At 67.6% G+C, this 16,592-nt stretch carries 13 protein-coding genes; 3 read left to right on the top strand and 10 right to left on the bottom strand.

Annotated elements, in window-relative coordinates:
• Positions 1–96 precede the first annotated feature (96 nt).
• From FHS02_RS07510 to FHS02_RS07485, 6 genes are all read right to left on the bottom strand, one after another.
• Positions 97–5,658, bottom strand: a complete 5,562-nt coding sequence (locus FHS02_RS07510) for an Hpt domain-containing protein (RefSeq protein WP_229422231.1) — start codon at positions 5,656–5,658, stop codon at positions 97–99.
• 15 nt (positions 5,659–5,673) lie between these two features.
• Entirely contained in the window at positions 5,674–8,025 is a 2,352-nt protein-coding gene (locus FHS02_RS07505) for a methyl-accepting chemotaxis protein (protein WP_137314644.1), read from the bottom strand.
• A gap of 19 nt (positions 8,026–8,044) precedes the next feature.
• Positions 8,045–8,677: a chemotaxis protein CheW gene (locus tag FHS02_RS07500; RefSeq protein WP_137314645.1), complete on the bottom strand. Its 633-nt coding sequence runs from the start codon at positions 8,675–8,677 to the stop codon at positions 8,045–8,047.
• A complete protein-coding gene (locus tag FHS02_RS07495; protein ID WP_137314646.1) occupies positions 8,677–9,042 on the bottom strand; it encodes a response regulator transcription factor in 366 nt (121 codons plus the stop codon). The genes FHS02_RS07500 and FHS02_RS07495 overlap by 1 nt, the downstream gene beginning before the upstream one ends.
• Positions 9,043–9,054: 12 nt before the next feature.
• The gene (locus FHS02_RS07490) at positions 9,055–9,453 is read right to left on the bottom strand and encodes a response regulator (RefSeq protein WP_137314647.1); all 399 of its coding nucleotides are present in this window, start codon (positions 9,451–9,453) and stop codon (positions 9,055–9,057) included.
• A gap of 352 nt (positions 9,454–9,805) precedes the next feature.
• On the bottom strand, positions 9,806–9,958 hold the full coding sequence (locus FHS02_RS07485) for a rubredoxin (RefSeq protein ID WP_131148850.1): 153 nt from the start codon (positions 9,956–9,958) through the stop codon (positions 9,806–9,808).
• Positions 9,959–10,077: 119 nt separating this feature from the next.
• Here FHS02_RS07485 and thiD point away from each other — a divergent pair, with 119 nt between their 5' ends.
• The 3 genes from thiD (at position 10,078) to FHS02_RS07470 (ending at position 12,853) form a co-directional block, all read left to right on the top strand.
• Positions 10,078–10,929 (top strand): bifunctional hydroxymethylpyrimidine kinase/phosphomethylpyrimidine kinase, encoded by an 852-nt coding sequence (gene thiD, locus FHS02_RS07480; RefSeq protein WP_137314648.1) that lies wholly within the window; start codon positions 10,078–10,080, stop codon positions 10,927–10,929.
• Positions 10,926–12,212 (top strand): glutamate-1-semialdehyde 2,1-aminomutase, encoded by a 1,287-nt coding sequence (hemL, locus tag FHS02_RS07475; protein WP_137314649.1) that lies wholly within the window; start codon positions 10,926–10,928, stop codon positions 12,210–12,212. The genes thiD and hemL overlap by 4 nt, the downstream gene beginning before the upstream one ends.
• A gap of 182 nt (positions 12,213–12,394) precedes the next feature.
• On the top strand, positions 12,395–12,853 hold the full coding sequence (locus tag FHS02_RS07470; RefSeq protein ID WP_137314650.1) for a cbb3-type cytochrome c oxidase subunit I: 459 nt from the start codon (positions 12,395–12,397) through the stop codon (positions 12,851–12,853).
• 17 nt (positions 12,854–12,870) lie between these two features.
• Here the strand turns inward: FHS02_RS07470 and corA are convergent, their stop codons facing one another.
• The 4 genes from corA to FHS02_RS07450 all read right to left on the bottom strand — a co-directional run bounded on the left by corA (position 12,871) and on the right by FHS02_RS07450 (position 16,482).
• Positions 12,871–13,836, bottom strand: coding sequence for a magnesium/cobalt transporter CorA (gene corA, locus FHS02_RS07465; protein ID WP_131143941.1), 966 nt, complete (start codon positions 13,834–13,836; stop codon positions 12,871–12,873).
• 150 nt (positions 13,837–13,986) lie between these two features.
• The gene (gene mtgA, locus FHS02_RS07460) at positions 13,987–14,700 is read right to left on the bottom strand and encodes a monofunctional biosynthetic peptidoglycan transglycosylase (RefSeq protein ID WP_137314651.1); all 714 of its coding nucleotides are present in this window, start codon (positions 14,698–14,700) and stop codon (positions 13,987–13,989) included.
• Between the two features lie 53 nt (positions 14,701–14,753).
• Entirely contained in the window at positions 14,754–15,578 is an 825-nt protein-coding gene (gene aroE, locus FHS02_RS07455) for a shikimate dehydrogenase (RefSeq protein ID WP_137314652.1), read from the bottom strand.
• Positions 15,579–15,600: 22 nt separating this feature from the next.
• On the bottom strand, positions 15,601–16,482 hold the full coding sequence (locus FHS02_RS07450; RefSeq protein ID WP_137314653.1) for an energy transducer TonB: 882 nt from the start codon (positions 16,480–16,482) through the stop codon (positions 15,601–15,603).
• Between the last annotated feature and the right edge of the window lie 110 nt (positions 16,483–16,592).

Genomic DNA, 16,592 nt, shown 5'->3' with positions numbered 1-16,592 from the left:
CAGAACTGTCGCCCGTGGGCGGAAACCCATTACCGGGCATTTCCGCACGGGTTCCGAACAGGATAGCAGGTCGCATGCGGAATGCCATGCGTCACGTTATCGCCCGCCCGCCTCCCCCCGCACCGGCAGCAGGCCGGCAATCGCCCCCAGCAGCACGGTCTGCTGGTAAGGCTTGCCGAAATACGCGTTCACGCCCAGTTGCAGCGCCAGGTTGCGGTGCTTGTCGGCACTGCGCGACGTGATCATGATGATCGGGATGTCGGCCGTGGCGGGATCGGCGCGCACGTGGCGCGTCAGGTCGAAACCATCCATCCGCGGCATTTCGATATCGACCAGCATCAGGTCCGGCTTGTGCGCGGCGACCTGCTCGAGCGCTTCGACGCCGTCTTTCGCCAGCAGCACCGTGTAGCCTTCCCGTTCCAGCAGCCGCTGCGTTACCTTGCGCACGGTCAGCGAATCGTCGACCACCATGATGGTGCCGGCCGCCGCGTGCACGGCCGGGAGCGGCGCCTGCAGGCCCGGGTGCTGCGCCAGGTGCTGGGCCAGCACGACCGGATTCAGGATCAGCACGATCTCTCCGGAGCCCAGCACGGTGGCACCGGCAATGCCCGGCACGCGGGCCAGCTGCGGCCCGGTATTCTTGACGACCACTTCGCGGTTGCCCAGCACCTCGTCGACCCGCAGCGCCAGGCGCCCGGTACCGGCACGCAGCACCAGCACCGGCACCGTGCGCTGCGCCAGCGGCCGTGCCCGCGCCTCGCCCAGCAGCGCCGGCAGGTAGTGAAGCGGCAGCGCCTGCGATTGGCCGGCCACGTCGACGCGGCCGGCCGCTTCGTCCAGCGCCGTGCCCTTTACCTGCAGCACCTGTTCCACCAGCGCGGCGGGCACGGCATGCGTGCGCCCGCCGGCGGCCAGCAGCACCACCTGCGTGACGGCCAGTGTCAGCGGCAGGTGGATCGTGAAGCGCGTGCCCTGCCCCGGCACCGTATGCGTATCGATCCGCCCGCCCAGGGCCTGCGCCTCGGAACGCACCACGTCCATGCCCACGCCGCGGCCGGCCAGTTCGGTCAGCGCCGCCGCGGTGGAAAAACCCGGCTCGAAGATCAGGCCGGCAATCTCCGCGTCCGCCGCATCGTCATCCCCCAGCAGGCCGCGCTCGCGCGCCCTGGCGCGGATGCGGTCGAGGTCGAGGCCGGCACCGTCATCGGCAAATTCCAGCACGATTTCGTTGCCCTGCTGGCTGGCCTGCACCACCACTTCGCCCGTTTCCGGCTTGCCCGCGGCGGTACGCGCCGCGCGCGCTTCGATGCCGTGCACGATCGCGTTGCGCAGCAGGTGTTCGAACGGCCCGGCCATCCGTTCCAGCACGCTCCGGTCCATCTCGACGGAGCCGCCGCGGATATCGAGGTTGACGCGCTTGTCCAGCTCCTTGGCACCCTGCCGCGCCACCCGGTACAGCCGCTCGGCGATACTGGCGAACGGCACCATCCGCACGCGCAGCAGGTCGCGCTGCAGTTCGCGCGTCAGGCGCGCCTGCTGCACCAGGTCGTCGCTGGCGCTGTCCACCGATTGCAGCAGCCCGGCATGGAACGACGCCACGTCGTCGACGCTTTCGGCCATCATCCGCGTCAGTTCCTGCAGGCGCGTGTAACGGTCGAACTCGAGCGGATCGAATTCGCGCTCGCCCTGCGCCGACAGGCGCGAGGCGGCCTGCGATGCCAGCTGCGACTCGGCCTGCATCTCCACTTCGCGCAGTTGCTGGCGCAGCTTGCCCAGGTTGTCCTCGAAATCGGCCAGTGCGGTGCGCAGTGCGCCCACTTCGTTTTCAAGGCGCGAACGGGTGATCGCCACCTCGCCGGCCTGATTGACGAGGCGGTCGAGGATGTCGGCGCGCACCCTCACCAGCGGCACCTGGGCTGCCGGTGCGGAGCGGTCGGAAGGCGTATCGGAAGGCGTGCCGGCAGGCGTGGGCGCCACCGCCGTTTCCTGCGGCTGCTGCAATTGCTCGAACAGCAGCAACGCGTGATCGTAATGGGCCAGCAAGTCGTCGAACGCCGCCGGCACCGGACTGTCCATGCGTTCGATGTGGGTCTCCATGTCGTGCGCATGCTGTCCGAGGCGCATCGCGCCGGCCATCCGCGCGCTTCCCTTGAGCGTGTGCAGCACGCGCTGCAGCGTGGCCGGATGGGCCGTATCGGCCGGCGCATGCTGCCACGCGCGCAGCGCGGCACCGACCTGCGGCAGCAGGTCGGCGCCTTCTTCGAGGAAGACGGGCAGCAGGTCCGGATCGAGTTCGTCGGCCACCGCCGGCATGTCCGGCTCCGGTTCGAGCAGCGCCAGCACCTGCACGTCCGGCTCGTCGGCGTCCTCGTCCGCTTCTTCGGTCTTGTCTTTGGCCTCTTCTTTGGTCTCTTCTTTGGCCTCTTCTTTGGCCTCTTCCGCGGCAACCGCCGGTACGCCGACCAGCTCATCCACTTCTTCAACCGCTTCCACGGCGGGTGCCGGCACGCCGGCTTCTTCACCGGCTGGCGGCTTCGGCGGTGGCACCAGCGACAGTTGCGGCACCGCGGCCTGCGTCAGCGGCGGCGCGGCGAAGGCATCGTCGAACGCGGCGTCGAACAGGTCGTCGATCGACTCGTCCTGCGTGGCCAGCTTCGGCCGCAGCGGCAGCGGCGCGCCGCGCTCCGGCAGCGCCGGCGGATCGGCGAGCAGCGCGTGGTACGTGTCTGTAAACAGCGTGTCGAGCCGGTCCGCCAGCTCATCCACCGGCAGCGCTGCGGCCGCCCCTGCCAGCATGCCGTCGAGCCGCGCGGCCACGTCCGGTCCGGCCGCGTGGGCACGGGCCAGTTCGTCGCGCAGCCGTTCCAGCGCGGCGATCAGTTCCGGCTGGTCGGGCGGCATGGTGCCGCCGGCAAAGCTGTCCAGCATGCCACGCATGCGGCCGGTGACGAGATCGAACAGGTCGTGCTGCGCCGGGTCGTGCAGAGCGGCCGGTGCGGCCTGCAGCGTGGTCTCCAGCGCGAAGGCCAGTTCGCGCAACGCCTTGAAGCCCACCGTGGCCGAGGTGCCGGTCAGCGTATGGGCCAGGTGCAGCGCGTCCGGATCGAGTTCGCCCTGGCGGCGCCAGATGTCGAACTGACGCGCCAGCGCGTCCGCCAGCGCCGTGGCTTCGGCCACGTAGATGTCGAACAGCGGTGCCGGCACGGCCAGCCGGCCGACGAAGCGCATGTCCTCGCCGACCGGCGCCACCGGTGTGTCGGGAGCGCTTGCGCCTGCTTCGCTTACCGGTTCCAATGCCGGTTCCATTGCCGGTGCCATTGCCGGTGCCATTGCCGGTTCGGCCGCCGCTTCCGTCGCGTTTTCATCCGTGACATACGGCTCGGCCGGTGGCGGTTCGACGGCAGGCGCGGCGTGGCCCGCCGCACTGCCCGGCGCCACGAAAGGCCGCCCCGCCAGCACCTGTGCGGCGGCGGCCGCCACCGGTGCCGCGCTGCGCGGCGAAATGCCCTTGGCCACCAGCTCGCCGACCCAGGCATCCAGTTCGGCCGCGGTCCACGCCAGCAGGCCGGCCAGCGCCGCATCGGCGGGGCGCCCATCGGCCAGCCATGCGTTCAGCACTTTCTCGAGCGCGCCCGCCGCGTCGGCGAACTGGTTCAGGCCGACCATGCGGCCGCTGCCCTTGAGCGTGTGGAAGGCGCGGCGCAGCGGTGCCAGGTTCCCCGGATTGCCGGCATCCGGCCCGGCCAGCGTGGCGTGGATGGACGCCAGTACCTCCTGCGCTTCGCCGATGAAGATTTCCAGCAGTTCTTCCTCGATGACCGCGTCGCTCGCGCCGGGCTCCATGGCGGCAAGGCCGGCGGATGGCGCCGGTTCCGCCGGCGCCGGCACTTCCTCGTCCAGCACGGGAATCGATTCAGGCCCGGCGATCTTGCGCAGCGGCACCGCGCGGAAAGTCCCCTGGACGGCATCGAATGCAAAGCGCTCGCGCGCCCCGGCGGCATTCTGGGCCAGCATGTCGACGAAAAAGCCGAGCGCGCCCACGTTGTGCGCGAGACGATCGAGCTGTGCCGCCTCGCCGGGGGAAGTATCGGCAGCGGGGCCGGCAGCCAGCGCGGCCACCTGCCGGCGCACATGGGCGACGGCGGCCTGCGCGTCCGGCTGGTCGGTGATGGCCACCGCCCCTTCGAGCTGGTGCAGCACCCCATCGAGGGCGGCCAGTTGCGGCCGGGCCGCCGGGTCGGCCGCGAAGTCGTCCAGCCCGCGCTCCACGTCGCGCAGCGCCACCTTCATCTGCTGCGCCAGCGCCGCCACGGTATCGTCCTGCCGCAGCCGCTGCGCCAGGCCCTGCTGCCACTGCGCCGGCTCCGGCGGTTGCTGCCCTGCCGCCAGCGCGGCGAGCCGCGCGCCGATGGTGGCCGCGCTGGCCGCGAAGTCGTCCGGCAGGTGCCGGATCTGGTCCAGTGCGTGGCCGGCGAACAGCAGCGCCGTCGCCATTTCCAGCCCCAGCGCTTCGTTGCGGCCGACATCGGCCACCGCAGCCAGCTGACGCATCAGGCTGGCCAGCGGCGTCACGCCCAGCTTGTCGCCGGCGGCGGCCACCAGCGCCACCGCCTGGCCAAAACCGGCTTGCGCGGTGGCGTCGCCCGCTTCCAGCCGCTGCCAGGCGGCGCGGGCGTCGTCCAGCCCTTCCCGCGCGCGGGCCAGCGCTTCCGGATCGATCCGGCAGTAGCGCTCGGCCGCGTAGTCGGGCGGCACCATGCCGTCCAGCGCGAAGCCGGCACGCACGTCGCGCGCCAGCGGCGCCACGTGTTCCGGTTCCGCCGCGGCGATGAAGAACAGTGCGTCGCGCAGCACCGCGTCCGGCGTTTCCGGGGCCCCTTGCGCCAGCCGGCGCATCTGCAGGTTGGCCGCGCCGAACAATTGCTTGACGTAGACGCCGCCCGGCACGTGGCCCGCCACCACCAGTTCCGCGAATGCCTGCAATGCCAGCCAGAACACGCGGCCGCGCGGCACGGCCTGGGCCGCCGCCACCTCGCCGATGACCCCGGCCAGCGGCTGCGCCTGGGCCGGATCGCCCGATTTCAGGTACGGCAGCAGCGCGCGCTCGAAGCGCTGCCTCAGCGCGCCATAGTCCACCTCCCCGCCCGCTCCATCCCCGCCCGCTCCATCTCCGCCATCCCGCACCGGCAGCGACGGTTCCCGCGCCAGGTCGGGAAAGAACAGGTCGGCCGGGTGGATGCGGGGCGCGCCCAGCATCTGCTGCACCGCCGCGTAATACGGGAACAGCCGCACCGGCTGCGACGGCGCGCCGTCCAGCAGTTCTTCCAGGTATTCGACGAGCGCGCCGTACAGCCGCCCGATCGCCCCCACGTGGTCGGCGCTGCATTTCACGCTGCCGTCCTTGAAGCGGTCCAGCGCTTCCTCGGCCAGCCGCGTGATGGCCTCCACGCCCTCCACATCCACCATCTGCAGCGCACCGTGCGCCTGGTGCAGGTGCGACTTGGCCAGCCGCAGCGCCGTGGCCTGGTCTTCCGGTTCCAGGCCGCCGGCCTCGAACAATGCCGTGCGCGAACGGCCCAGCGCCTCGCGGACCTCGCCCATTACCCACGACAGCGGGCCGGGATCAAAGGAATTGGTCGGGTAATCGGTCTCGCTCATGGTCTCGCTGCTTGTTCAGGTTGTTGGGTTGCCGATGCGGAAGCGCGACACGGAATCCTTCAGCTGCTGGGCCAGCACCGACAGCTCGCGCACCGATTGCGCGGTCTGCTGCGTGCCCGCCTGCGCCTGTTCCGTGGCCTGCAGGATGTGGCCGATGTGCCGCGCCACGCCGCTGGCCGAAGCCGCCTGCGTGCCGGTGGCGTGCGACATGCCTTCGATCAGCTCGGCCAGCTGGTTCGATACGCGCTCGATGTCTTCCAGCGCGGCGCCGGCCGCATCGGACAGCCGCGCGCCTTCGACCACGCCATGGGTCGACCGTTCCATCGCCGCCACCGCATCGTGCGTGTCGGCCTGGATGGTGCGCACCAGCGCGCCGATCTGCTTGGCGCTGTCGGCCGACCGTTCCGCCAGCCGCTGCACCTCCTCGGCCACCACGGAAAAGCCGCGTCCCGCCTCGCCGGCGGACACCGCCTGGATCGCCGCGTTCAGTGCCAGCACGTTGGTCTGCCCGGTGATGTCGGAAATCAGTTCGGTGATTTCACCGATCTGCTGCGACGATTCGCCCAGCCGCTTGATGCGCTTGCTGGTTTCCTGGATCTGCTCGCGGATCCCGTGCATGCCGGCGATCGCGTCTTGCACCGCCGCGGCCCCCTGGCGCGCCGCGGCCACCGAGCGGCGCGCCACGTCCGCCGACTCGGCCGCCGACTTCGATACGTCCGTGATCTCGGCCGCCATGCGCAGCACGGTCGCGCTGGTATCGCGGATCTCGCGCGCCTGCTGCTGCGAAGCGGACAGCAGTGCGGTGGAAATATCCTGTGCCTGGCCGGATGCGGCGGCCACCTGCCCGGCCGTCGCCGTCACGCGCCCCACCAGGCCGCGCAATTCCTCGACCGTGTAGTTGACGGAATCGGCGATCGCGCCCGTGATGTCTTCGGACACGGTGGCCTGCACGGTCAGGTCGCCATCGGCCACTTCCTGCAGCTCGTTCATCAGCCGCAGGATCGCGGCCTGGTTTTGCGCGTTGGCGGCCCTGGCTTCCTCTTCCTGGCGCTGCGCCTGCAGCCGCTGTTCCTCGGCACGCTGGCGCCGGCGCTCGGCGCCGCGCGTGCGGTCGTAGGAATCCTGCAGCAGCACGCGGCCGATCGCGGCGCCCGTCAGCAACGTCAGCATGCCGCCCGCGACCATCAGCCAGAACGTCCAGTTGAGGGTTTCCTGCGCGGTACGGTAGCCGTCCAGCAGGCGCACGAGGCTTTCGCGCAGGTTCTCGTTCTGGCCGAAAATCAGCCGTTCGGCATTGCGCGCGGCCAGCAGCCGGTCGAGCCGGCCAAGGATCGCGCCGGCGCCGGCCTGGTATTGCTCGAAGCCCGCCCGCAACACGGCAAGGCGTTCGCGCACGTCCGGCTCGCGCACGGCGGCAATGCCGGCACCCTCGCCGCCGGCGTTGCCGCCATCCAGCAAAGCATCCACGATGGCGCGGAACGCCGTGATGTCGCGCCCCAGCTGGAATGCCGTTTCCGAACGGATGCCGCCGGCCGCCGTGAACCCGGCGGTGCCAAGGCTCATCCGCTGCGTCAGCATCGTCAGCCGGCCCAGTGCGGCGATCTCGCGCGCGCCGGCACCGCGCTGCAGCCGCAGCGCCGCGATCGCCTCGGCTTGCGCCAGCAGTTGCGGGGCCAGCGCCTCCAGTGCGCGCAGCGACTTGTCGACGCCGGCCAGGTCATCCCGGTGCCCCAGCAGCGTATCGGCCGCTTTCGCGGTGGCGGCCCATTTCGAACGGACGTCCTCGACGGCTGGCTGCAATGAGGCCGGGGCCGCCGCGACGCTGCGGCCCCGGTAACTGCCGCCGCCACCCAGCAGCGCCAGGTCGCCGTCCAGTTCGCGCCGGCTTTCGGCGAGCTGGCGGAACGCGTCTTCGTTGCCTTGCAAGGCGTTCGGCGCGGCCTTGCCGATGCGCTGCGAGTGCATCAGCGCATCGCCGGCCACCTGCGTGGCCGCGGCATCGGCCGCGCTGTGCCGGGCATTCAGCGCGACCAGGGCGGCGGACAAGGCCAGCACGACGGCCAGCGTGGTGACGAGAAAACTGAGCTGCCGCTGCGCCGGCAGGTGGCCGATCAGCGGCAGCCGTGCCGGTGCGGGTGCCACCGCGCCCCCGGTGCCGCCGCGGCGCAGCGCATCGCGCAGGCGCAGCGGCCGGTCGGTCCCGGTGGCATCGTCGGCGAACCGGGAATCGCCGTCGGTAAAGCGCGAGTCGCCGTCGGTAAAGCGGGAATCGCCGTCGGCTAGGCGGGAATCGCCGTCGGCAAGGCGGGAATCGGGAGGGAAGCCGGACGGTTCCTGCGTGCCGGCCCGTGAAAACTTGAATCGCATCGCTTCTTCTTTCTCTCGCCTATCGGGCCTCGGCCAGGCCCGCTGGCTGGCTTGCCTGCAGGCCGACCTGCAGGAAGCGCGGCTCGCGCGCCAGTCCGGCCAGGTCGAGCCGGGTCCATGGCTGGCCCCCATCGTCGATGTACCGCCCGGCGCACCAGCCGGGCGCCGCCGCGTCGCTGCCATCGGGCCGCATGTCGGCCAGCCGGCGCAGGCCCAGCACGCGGTTTGCCAGCAGCGCGCAGGGCAGCCCCATGCCGGCGGCAAACGTCAGCAGGCGGGTTTCCGGGCCGGCGGGCGGCGCATGGACCGCATGCGCGCCCGCCCCGTCTTCGGTGGCGTGTCCCGGTCCTTCGCCGAAGCCGTCGCCGATATAGGCGGCCAGGTCGATCACGCCAAGCAGGTTGCCGCGCACATTGGCCAGGCCCAGGTACCACGGCTGCGTCAGCGGCACCGCGGCCGCCGGCTGGTACGGCACGATTTCGCCCAGCTGCGTCAGGTCCAGCAGGCAGTGGCGTGCACCGATCAGTGCACCCAGCTCGCGCGCGGCCGTCGTATCGGCGCCCTGCGCCGCCTGCATCCGCTCCAGCAGTTGCACCTGGTACTGCCGCAGCCGGCTGCGGCGCTCGCCGGAATCGGTGGCCGCGTCCCCCATCAGCCCAGCGCTTCGATCTTGGACAGCAGCTCGGCGGCGCTGACCGGCTTGACGAGATAATCCTTGGCCCCCTGGCGCAGGCCCCAGATGCGGTCCGTTTCCTGGTTCTTCGACGAGCAGATGATCACCGGCACATGCTGCAGCTCGGGATCGCGGGCGATCGAGCGCGTGACCTGGAAGCCGTTCGCGCCCGGCATCACCACGTCCATCAGGATCAGTTCCGGCTTGTCGACGCGAATGCGGACCAGCGCTTCTTCGCCACTCCCGGCGGTGGTGACCGCATAGCCGTTGCGGGCCAGGATATCGGTCAGGTAATAGCGTTCGGTGGGGGAATCGTCGACGATCAGGATTCTGTGGATGGCCATGGCGTGCTCTCGTTATGGACGCCCGGCGCCGGCATGCTCGCGCACCGCGGCCAGCAGGCTGTCCTTGCTGAAGGGTTTGGTAAGGTAGGCGGCCGAGCCGACCATCGCGCCGCGCGCGCGGTCGAACAGGCCGTCCCTGGACGACAGCATCAGCACGGGCGTGGCATGGAATTTCGCGCTTTTCTTGATCAGCGCGCAGGTCTGGTAACCGTCCAGCCGGGGCATCAGGATGTCACAGAAAATCAGGGCCGGCTGGTGGTCGACGATCTTGGCCAGCGCATCGAACCCGTCCTCGGCAAGCACCACGTCATAACCGGCCCCGCTCAGGAATATCTCGGCCGACCGGCGGATCGTGCTGCTGTCATCGATCACCATGATGGTCAAACCGTTCGCTTGCGGCGTCGTCGTCATAAAATGTATCCACCTGTTTCCCTAACGATAGCACAGGGAAAAACCAAGGGGCGGACAGTAAATCCCTACGGAAATTGAGGTCCCTTACGTGCGCCTCGGGGCCTCGAGAAACCGTAATGAGCGACCTCGGACTTGTAACTGCGCATCGATATCGGTAGCGAACCGCTTTTCCAGCAGGCGCCTCGGGGCCTCGAGAAACCGTAATGAGCGACGTCAGACCTGGTTGAGGAACGGAGCCGTACTCAGGTACGGCGAGTACCGGAGACCAGCGGCTGGCGTTGCGCAATAGGTTTATCGAGGTCCCACCACAAGCGCTGCGCGATAGGATTATCGGGTCCCCTCACTCGGCTTTTTAGAGCATCACCATTTCGAAGTCGTCCTTGCGTGCACCGCATTCCGGACACGTCCAGTTCATCGGCACGTCTTCCCAGCGCGTACCCGGCGCAATACCCTCTTCGGGCAGGCCCGCTTCTTCATCATAGATCCAGCCGCAAATCAGGCACATCCAGCTTTTGAATTCCGCCGTGCTGTTTTGCCGGACGTTATTTTCTACATTATTGCCGCTCACGTTGTACCACCCTCAATCAAGTAAAATGCCGAATCGGGTATCTTAATCTACTGGCCGTGCAAAACCAAACATCACCCCTCATCCTGACATTCGGCGTGGCCGATCCGATCGGCGCAGTGGGCGTGCATTCCGACATCGGCGTTTTCGCCGCGCTCGGATGCCAGGGCCTGTCGGTCACGACCGCCTTGCTCATTGGCGACAGCGCCCGCGTGGAAGACCAGCAGCACGTGGAACCGGACTGGGTATCCGACCAGGCCCGGGTGGTGCTGGAAGATGTACAGGTGGCCGCGTTCAAGATCGGCGCGGTCGACCAGATGGAACACATTTCATCGATCGCCGAAGTGGTCTCCGATTATCCGGACGCGCCGCTGATCCTCGACCCGTTCGGCTCGCAATTGCCGCCGCTGTCCGAACAGACGGACCCGGAAGAACTGCTCACGGTGCTGCGCCAGCTGCTGGTGCCGCAGGCCACGCTGCTGATGCTGTCGCAGGTCGAACTGGGGCGCATGGCCGAAACGTGGCGCGACCTGTCGAACGGCGAGACGATGGGCGACGATGCCCAGCACCTGATCGACCTGGGCTGCGAATACGTGCTGGTGACGGGCACCCCGGCCGGCACGTCGCGCTCGGAATCGGGCCTGCGCGCCAATACGCTGTACGGCGACGGCGGCGTGATCCGCCACGACCGGTGGCAGCACCTTCCCGGTCCGTTCGTCGGCGCCGGCTGCGTGCTGTCCGGCGCGATCGCGGCCTACATGGCACGCGGCCTGCCGCTGCCGCAAGCCGTCGACCTCGCCCAGCAATACACTTTCGGCGCCCTGCGCAACGCCCAGCGCTACGGCATGGGCCGGCTGGTGCCGAACCGCTTCCACGCGATAGCGGCAACCGACACAAAGGACAAGCAATGACGATTTCCCAAAACGATGTGCTGTTCGAACGCGCGCAGAAGACCACGCCCGGCGGCGTCAACTCGCCGGTGCGCGCCTTCCGCTCCGTGGGCGGCACCCCGCGCTTCATCACCCGTGCCGAAGGCCCGTACTTCTGGGATGCCGACGGCAAGCGCTACATCGACTACATCGGCTCCTGGGGCCCGGCCATCGTCGGCCATGCGCACCCGCAGGTGGTGAAGGCCGTGCAGGAAGCGGCCACCCGCGGCCTGTCGTTCGGCGCGCCGACGCAGGGCGAAGTGGAAATGGCCGAGGAAATCGCCCGCCTGGTGCCGTCGATCGAGCAGGTGCGCCTGGTATCGTCCGGCACCGAGGCCACGATGAGCGCGCTGCGCCTGGCGCGCGGCGCCACCGGCCGCGACAAGATCGTCAAGTTCGAAGGCTGCTACCACGGCCATGCCGATTCGCTGCTGGTCAAGGCGGGCAGCGGCCTGCTCACGTTCGGCAATCCCACCTCCGCCGGCGTGCCGGAAGACTTCGTCAAGCACACGCTGGTGCTGGACTATAACGACGTGCCGGGCATCGAGGAAGCGTTCGCCGAATACGGCGACGAGATCGCCTGCGTGATCGTCGAACCGGTGGCCGGCAACATGAACCTGATCAAGGCGTCGCCTGAGTTCCTGCAGGCGCTGCGCGAGCTGTGCACGCGGCACGGCGCGCTGCTGATCTTCGACGAGGTGATGTGCGGCTTCCGCGTCGGCCTGGCCGGCGCCCAGGGCCTGTACGGCATCAAGCCGGACCTGACCGCGCTGGGCAAGGTCATCGGCGGCGGCCTGCCGGTGGCGGCCTTCGGCGGCAGCGCCGAGTTGATGAGCAATATGTCGCCGGTCGGGGCCGTCTACCAGGCCGGCACGCTGTCCGGCAACCCGATCGCCGTTGCCGCCGGCATGACGACGTTGAAACTGATCCAGGAACCGGGCTTCTACGAACGCCTGACAGCCACCGCGAAACGCCTGGCCGAAGGCCTGACCGATGCCGCGTTCCAGGAAGGCGTGACGTTCTGCGCCGATTACCAGGGCGGCATGTTCGGCCTGTACTTCAGCGCCGAGGCGCCGCGCAACTACGCGGAAATGATGGCGGGCGACCGGGCCAGGTTCAACGAGTTCTTCCACGCCATGCTCGATGAAGGCGTGTATTTCGCGCCCGCCGCGTTCGAAGCGGGCTTTGTTTCCGCCGCTCACGACGATGCGGTCATCGATGAAACCATCGAAGCGGCCCGGCGGGTGTTTGCGCGGCTGAAATAAGCGCGCGCCGCGGTTCGCACTGAAAAAGGACGGGCAACCGTCCTTTTTTGTTGCTCCGGTTGCCCTCCCGGTGCATTCACCGGGCAACCGTAAGAACTTCTTATGCCGACAATCTTCCGACATTTCGATGACATCCGGTCTTTAGAATCCGCTGCTTCACTCGATCACACGGAGAAGTCATCATGCACAGCGATTCTGTCCAACCGCAACAAGCACAGTCCGGCATCGTCTGGATCAAGCTGGCCGTCCTTTACTTGGTGGTCGGCGTGGCCATCGGCATCGGCATGGGCGCCAGCCAGAATTTCACGTTGCGGCCCGTGCATGCGCACGTCAACCTGCTGGGCTGGACGACGCTGGCCATTTCCGGACTCATCTACACGGTCTTCCCGCAAACGGGCAGCACGACGCTGGCGCGCATCCATTTCTGGCTGCTCAACCTGGCATTGCCGCTCATGATGGGTTCGCTCGCCTACGTGCTGCTGACCGGAGACGCCCAGATCCTGCCGGTGCTGGTCATCTCGGAGATTTCCGCCGCCGTCTCGATCCTGGCCATGACGGCCAATATCTTCCTGAACCTGCAGAACAGGAAGAACCGGGAATCGGCAGGCATGCCGCTGGAGGCTCGCCCCCATCGTGCATGAATACAGGGCGGAAATGCCTACTTCAGCCAGCCCCGGTGCCGGAAATACAGGAACGGCGCGATGGCGCTGGTGATCATCAGGCCCCATGCCCATGGATAACCCAGCGTCCATTTCAGTTCCGGCATGAAGTCGAAGTTCATGCCGTACACGCTGGCGATCAAGGTCGGCGGCAGGAAGGCCACGCTGGCCACCGAGAAGATCTTGATGATCTTGTTCTGGTTGATGTTGATGAAGCCGACGGTGGCATCCATCAGGAAGTTGATCTTGTCGAACAGGAAGGACGTGTGGCCGTCCAGCGATTCGATGTCGCGCAGGATCTGCCGGGCTTCCTCGAACTGCTCGGAATTGAGCAGGCGCCCGCGCATCAGGAAGCTGACGGCGCGCCGCGTATCCATCATGTTGCGGCGGATACGGCCGTTCAAGTCTTCCTCGTGGGCGATGGCCGACAGCGCGTCGGCTGCGTCCTTGTCGGTGAATTCTTCCTGCAGCACGCGGAACGACACTTCTTCCAGGTTCTTGTAGATGCCTTCCAGCGCATCGGCCGAGTACTCGGCATCGGTGGCGTACAGGTCCAGCAGCACGTCCATGTAATCGACGATGGAACCGGGCCGCGAGCGGGCGCGCATGCGCACCAGGCGGAACACCGGCAGGTCGTCCGTGTGGACGGAGAACAGCATCTTGCGCGCCAGGATGAAGGCGACGGTGACGATGCGCGACGGGCCGTCGTCTTCTTCGAGCAGGAAGTCGGTCCGCAGGTGCAGGTCGCCGTTTTCCGCTTCGTAGTAGCGGGCCGATGCTTCGATGTCCTTGACTTCGTCCTCGCCCGGCAGGGTCACGCCGTAGATGGCCTTGACCCAGGCGCGCTCGTCGTCGTCCGGGTCGGTCAGGTCGACCCATACCGGTGCCACTTGTTCAAGGTCTTCGCGCGTTTCGATGGGAACCTGGTTCAGCCGGCCATTTTGTAGAACGAAGACATTAATCATAGGCACTCTCAGCCGGCTGGGATTCTGGACACTTGCAGGACGCAAAAAATAAAACAGCGCAAGTGTACAGGCAAAGCCCCGGCCGGGACCAGACCGGAGAGCCACTTTTACCAGCGGAATCTATTTAAATGCGCCTGTTTGTCGCTTTGGCTACGGCAGCTCGGCCGAATTCATGCGCCGCAGGATGATCTGGGTGCGCCGGTTCAGGTAGCGCGTATCGCGGTGGGCATCGTAATAACGGGGATTGGGCAGCATCACGGCCAGGCGCGCCGCCTGCGCCGCGCCCAGTTTCGCGGCCGGCACCTTGTAGTAATGCCGCGCCGCCGCCTCGGCGCCATAGATGCCGCGGCCGAATTCGACGACGTTCAGGTAGATCTCGAAAATCCGGCGCTTGTCCATCAGCGTTTCCAGCATGTACGCGATGATCAGTTCCTGGCCCTTGCGCAGGTAGCTGCGCGAGCCGGACAGGAACAGGTTCTTCGCCAGCTGCTGCGTGATCGTGGAACCGCCGTGCGTGACCTTCTTGCGCTTCTCATTGCGCTCGTAGGCTTTTTCCAGCGCTTCCCAGTCGACCCCGTCGTGATCGGAAAAATTGGCATCCTCGGACGCGATGACGGCCCGCTTCAGGTTGTTCGAGATGCGCTCGTATGGCACCCATTTCTGGACGATCTTTGCATCCGGGTTCTTTTCCTGCATGACCGACAACTGCTGGCGCATGAATGCCGTCATGCCCGGCTCATGGTCGCGCCACCACCAGATCTGCGCGAGGAAATACAGCTGCACCGCGATGAACAATGCGATGGGGACGATGAACAGCCATTTGACGAAGGACCAGCGGCCCAGGGGCTTGCGCGCTTTTTTCATTCTTTATCTATACGCAGGATGGGTTCAGCAGATGCAATCGGCAGACACGTCCGTCAACGCAGGTTCGCCAGCACCTCCGCCGTGCGCGGGCGCACGCCGCGCCAGCCGTGGAACGCTTCGGCGGCCTGCTCCACCAGCATGCCCAGGCCATCACGCACGCTGGCGCCATGGCTGGCGGCGAACCGCATGAAGACGGTCGGTTCTTTCCCATACATCATATCCAATGCCAGCGTGCCCTGGTGAAATACCGATGGCGATACGGGCGGCAGGTCGGCCTGCAGGCTGGCCGACGTGGCATTGATGACGATGTCGAAGCTGCCGTCGACGCCGTCGAATCCGCTGGCGGAAACGACGCCCTCGCCCCCCAGCGGCGCGAACTGCTGCACCAGCGCTTCGGCGGTGGCCACGGTGCGGTTGGCGATCGCCAGCGCGGCGGGACGATGCTCGAGGATCGGCAGCACGGCGCCCCGCGCGGCACCGCCGGCGCCCAGCAGCAGCACGCGCTTGCCGGCGATCGGCACGCCGGCATTGACGGTGATGTCGGCCACCAGGCCGGCACCGTCGGTATTGTCGCCGGTGATGCCGTATTCATCGAACAGCAGCGTGTTCACGGCGCCGGCGGCCTGCGCGCGCACGGTCAGCGCGCCGGCCAGCCGGTAGGCTTCGAGCTTGAACGGCACCGTCACGTTGGCGCCCTTGCCGCCCTCGGCGATGAAGGCGTGGACCGCCTGGGCGAAGCCGTCCAGCGGCGCCAGGCGTTTTTCATACGTCAGCCGCTGCTCCGTGGCCGCGGCGAACGCGGCGTGGATGTCGGGCGATTTGCTGTGGGCGATCGGGTTGCCGAACACGCAGTACTTGTCCACGCCGTGAATCTCCATTTTTCAGTATCTCTCTATATTGTTATCGTGCTCCGCCGAGCTGGGCTTCGAGCTTCTGTTCGCGGGTGAACTTGAAGCGGGTGATGATGACCCACAGGTCGTCGCGGTCGTTCGACAGCATGTTCGGCGGGAACTTGCCGAACGGCCCCGCGCGGCGCACGATCGCGATCGCCGCCTGGTCCAGCGCGGGATTGCCGGAGCTGGTCTGCACCGTCACGCCGCCTTCCTTCATGTACAGCGTGCCATCCTGGAAGATCGGGATCGACAGCACCAGCTCGCCATACAGCTTGCGGCCGTTCTGTTGCGGGAAATTCAGCGTGCCCACCTCTTCCACCTTGCGCTGGAAGGTCTTGTAGTACATCGCATACCCCACCTGCTGCGTGCTGGGCGTGATGTAGGTGCGGCGCGGACGCTTGTTCTGGTCTTCGATGGTTTGCGCGATCTCGGCCGCCATGCGGGCGATCGCCTTGCTGCTCTCGATCAGCTCGGCGCCGGTGGAGGTCGGATCCGGCTTGCTGTTCTCGGTCACGGGCGCGGCGCGGTACGGCGTCGTCTTCACCTGCGTCAGCAGCTTCTTCTGCACCTCCTCGAGCTGCTCGATGCGGCGGCGCGATGCTTCGACGCTGTCGCCGTCGGCCACCCGGCGCATGTCCGGCAGCGGCGATTTGGAGCGGCCCTGGTCGGCCATGCCGCCGCCATCCAGGTTGGCCTGCGCCAGCGCCTCGGCCTTCAGCGGCCGGTTGGCGTGCTTGGCATTGACGAGGATGACCTCCAGCGTCGGGTCGGTGGGCGTCAGCTTGAATTCCTGCGGCGCCACGAAGCGCACCGCCAGCAACGCCGCATGCGCGAGTACCGACACGGCCAGGGCGATCGCAAGGAACCGGTTTTCTTGTAAATACTTCACGCAGAGGAAGGAAAAGCGTCGGCGAAAGGCATCATTCTACCCGGTGAATCCACCGGCGTTACCAGCGGCGGCAGCGAAAACCGGTGTCCGACACCTTTTCGTGGCATGGC

The organism is Pseudoduganella umbonata (assembly GCF_014192225.1).
GTDB lineage: Bacteria > Pseudomonadota > Gammaproteobacteria > Burkholderiales > Burkholderiaceae_D > Rugamonas > Rugamonas umbonata.
Note: the sequence above shows the minus strand (reverse complement) of the source record. Positions and strands in the feature narration are given on the sequence as shown.

What these genes read in the sequence shown, in the direction of transcription:
- mtgA (WP_137314651.1), bottom strand. Translation starts at nt 14,700, where the DNA reads ATGAAAAAAGCGCGCAAGCCCCTGGGCCGCTGGTCCTTCGTCAAATGG.
- FHS02_RS07510 (WP_229422231.1), bottom strand. Translation starts at nt 5,658, where the DNA reads ATGAGCGAGACCGATTACCCGACCAATTCCTTTGATCCCGGCCCGCTG.
- hemL (WP_137314649.1), top strand. Translation starts at nt 10,926, where the DNA reads ATGACGATTTCCCAAAACGATGTGCTGTTCGAACGCGCGCAGAAGACC.
- FHS02_RS07505 (WP_137314644.1), bottom strand. Translation starts at nt 8,025, where the DNA reads ATGCGATTCAAGTTTTCACGGGCCGGCACGCAGGAACCGTCCGGCTTC.
- FHS02_RS07485 (WP_131148850.1), bottom strand. Translation starts at nt 9,958, where the DNA reads ATGTGCCTGATTTGCGGCTGGATCTATGATGAAGAAGCGGGCCTGCCC.
- FHS02_RS07495 (WP_137314646.1), bottom strand. Translation starts at nt 9,042, where the DNA reads ATGGCCATCCACAGAATCCTGATCGTCGACGATTCCCCCACCGAACGC.
- FHS02_RS07500 (WP_137314645.1), bottom strand. Translation starts at nt 8,677, where the DNA reads ATGGGGGACGCGGCCACCGATTCCGGCGAGCGCCGCAGCCGGCTGCGG.
- corA (WP_131143941.1), bottom strand. Translation starts at nt 13,836, where the DNA reads ATGATTAATGTCTTCGTTCTACAAAATGGCCGGCTGAACCAGGTTCCC.
- aroE (WP_137314652.1), bottom strand. Translation starts at nt 15,578, where the DNA reads ATGGAGATTCACGGCGTGGACAAGTACTGCGTGTTCGGCAACCCGATC.
- FHS02_RS07470 (WP_137314650.1), top strand. Translation starts at nt 12,395, where the DNA reads ATGCACAGCGATTCTGTCCAACCGCAACAAGCACAGTCCGGCATCGTC.
- FHS02_RS07490 (WP_137314647.1), bottom strand. Translation starts at nt 9,453, where the DNA reads ATGACGACGACGCCGCAAGCGAACGGTTTGACCATCATGGTGATCGAT.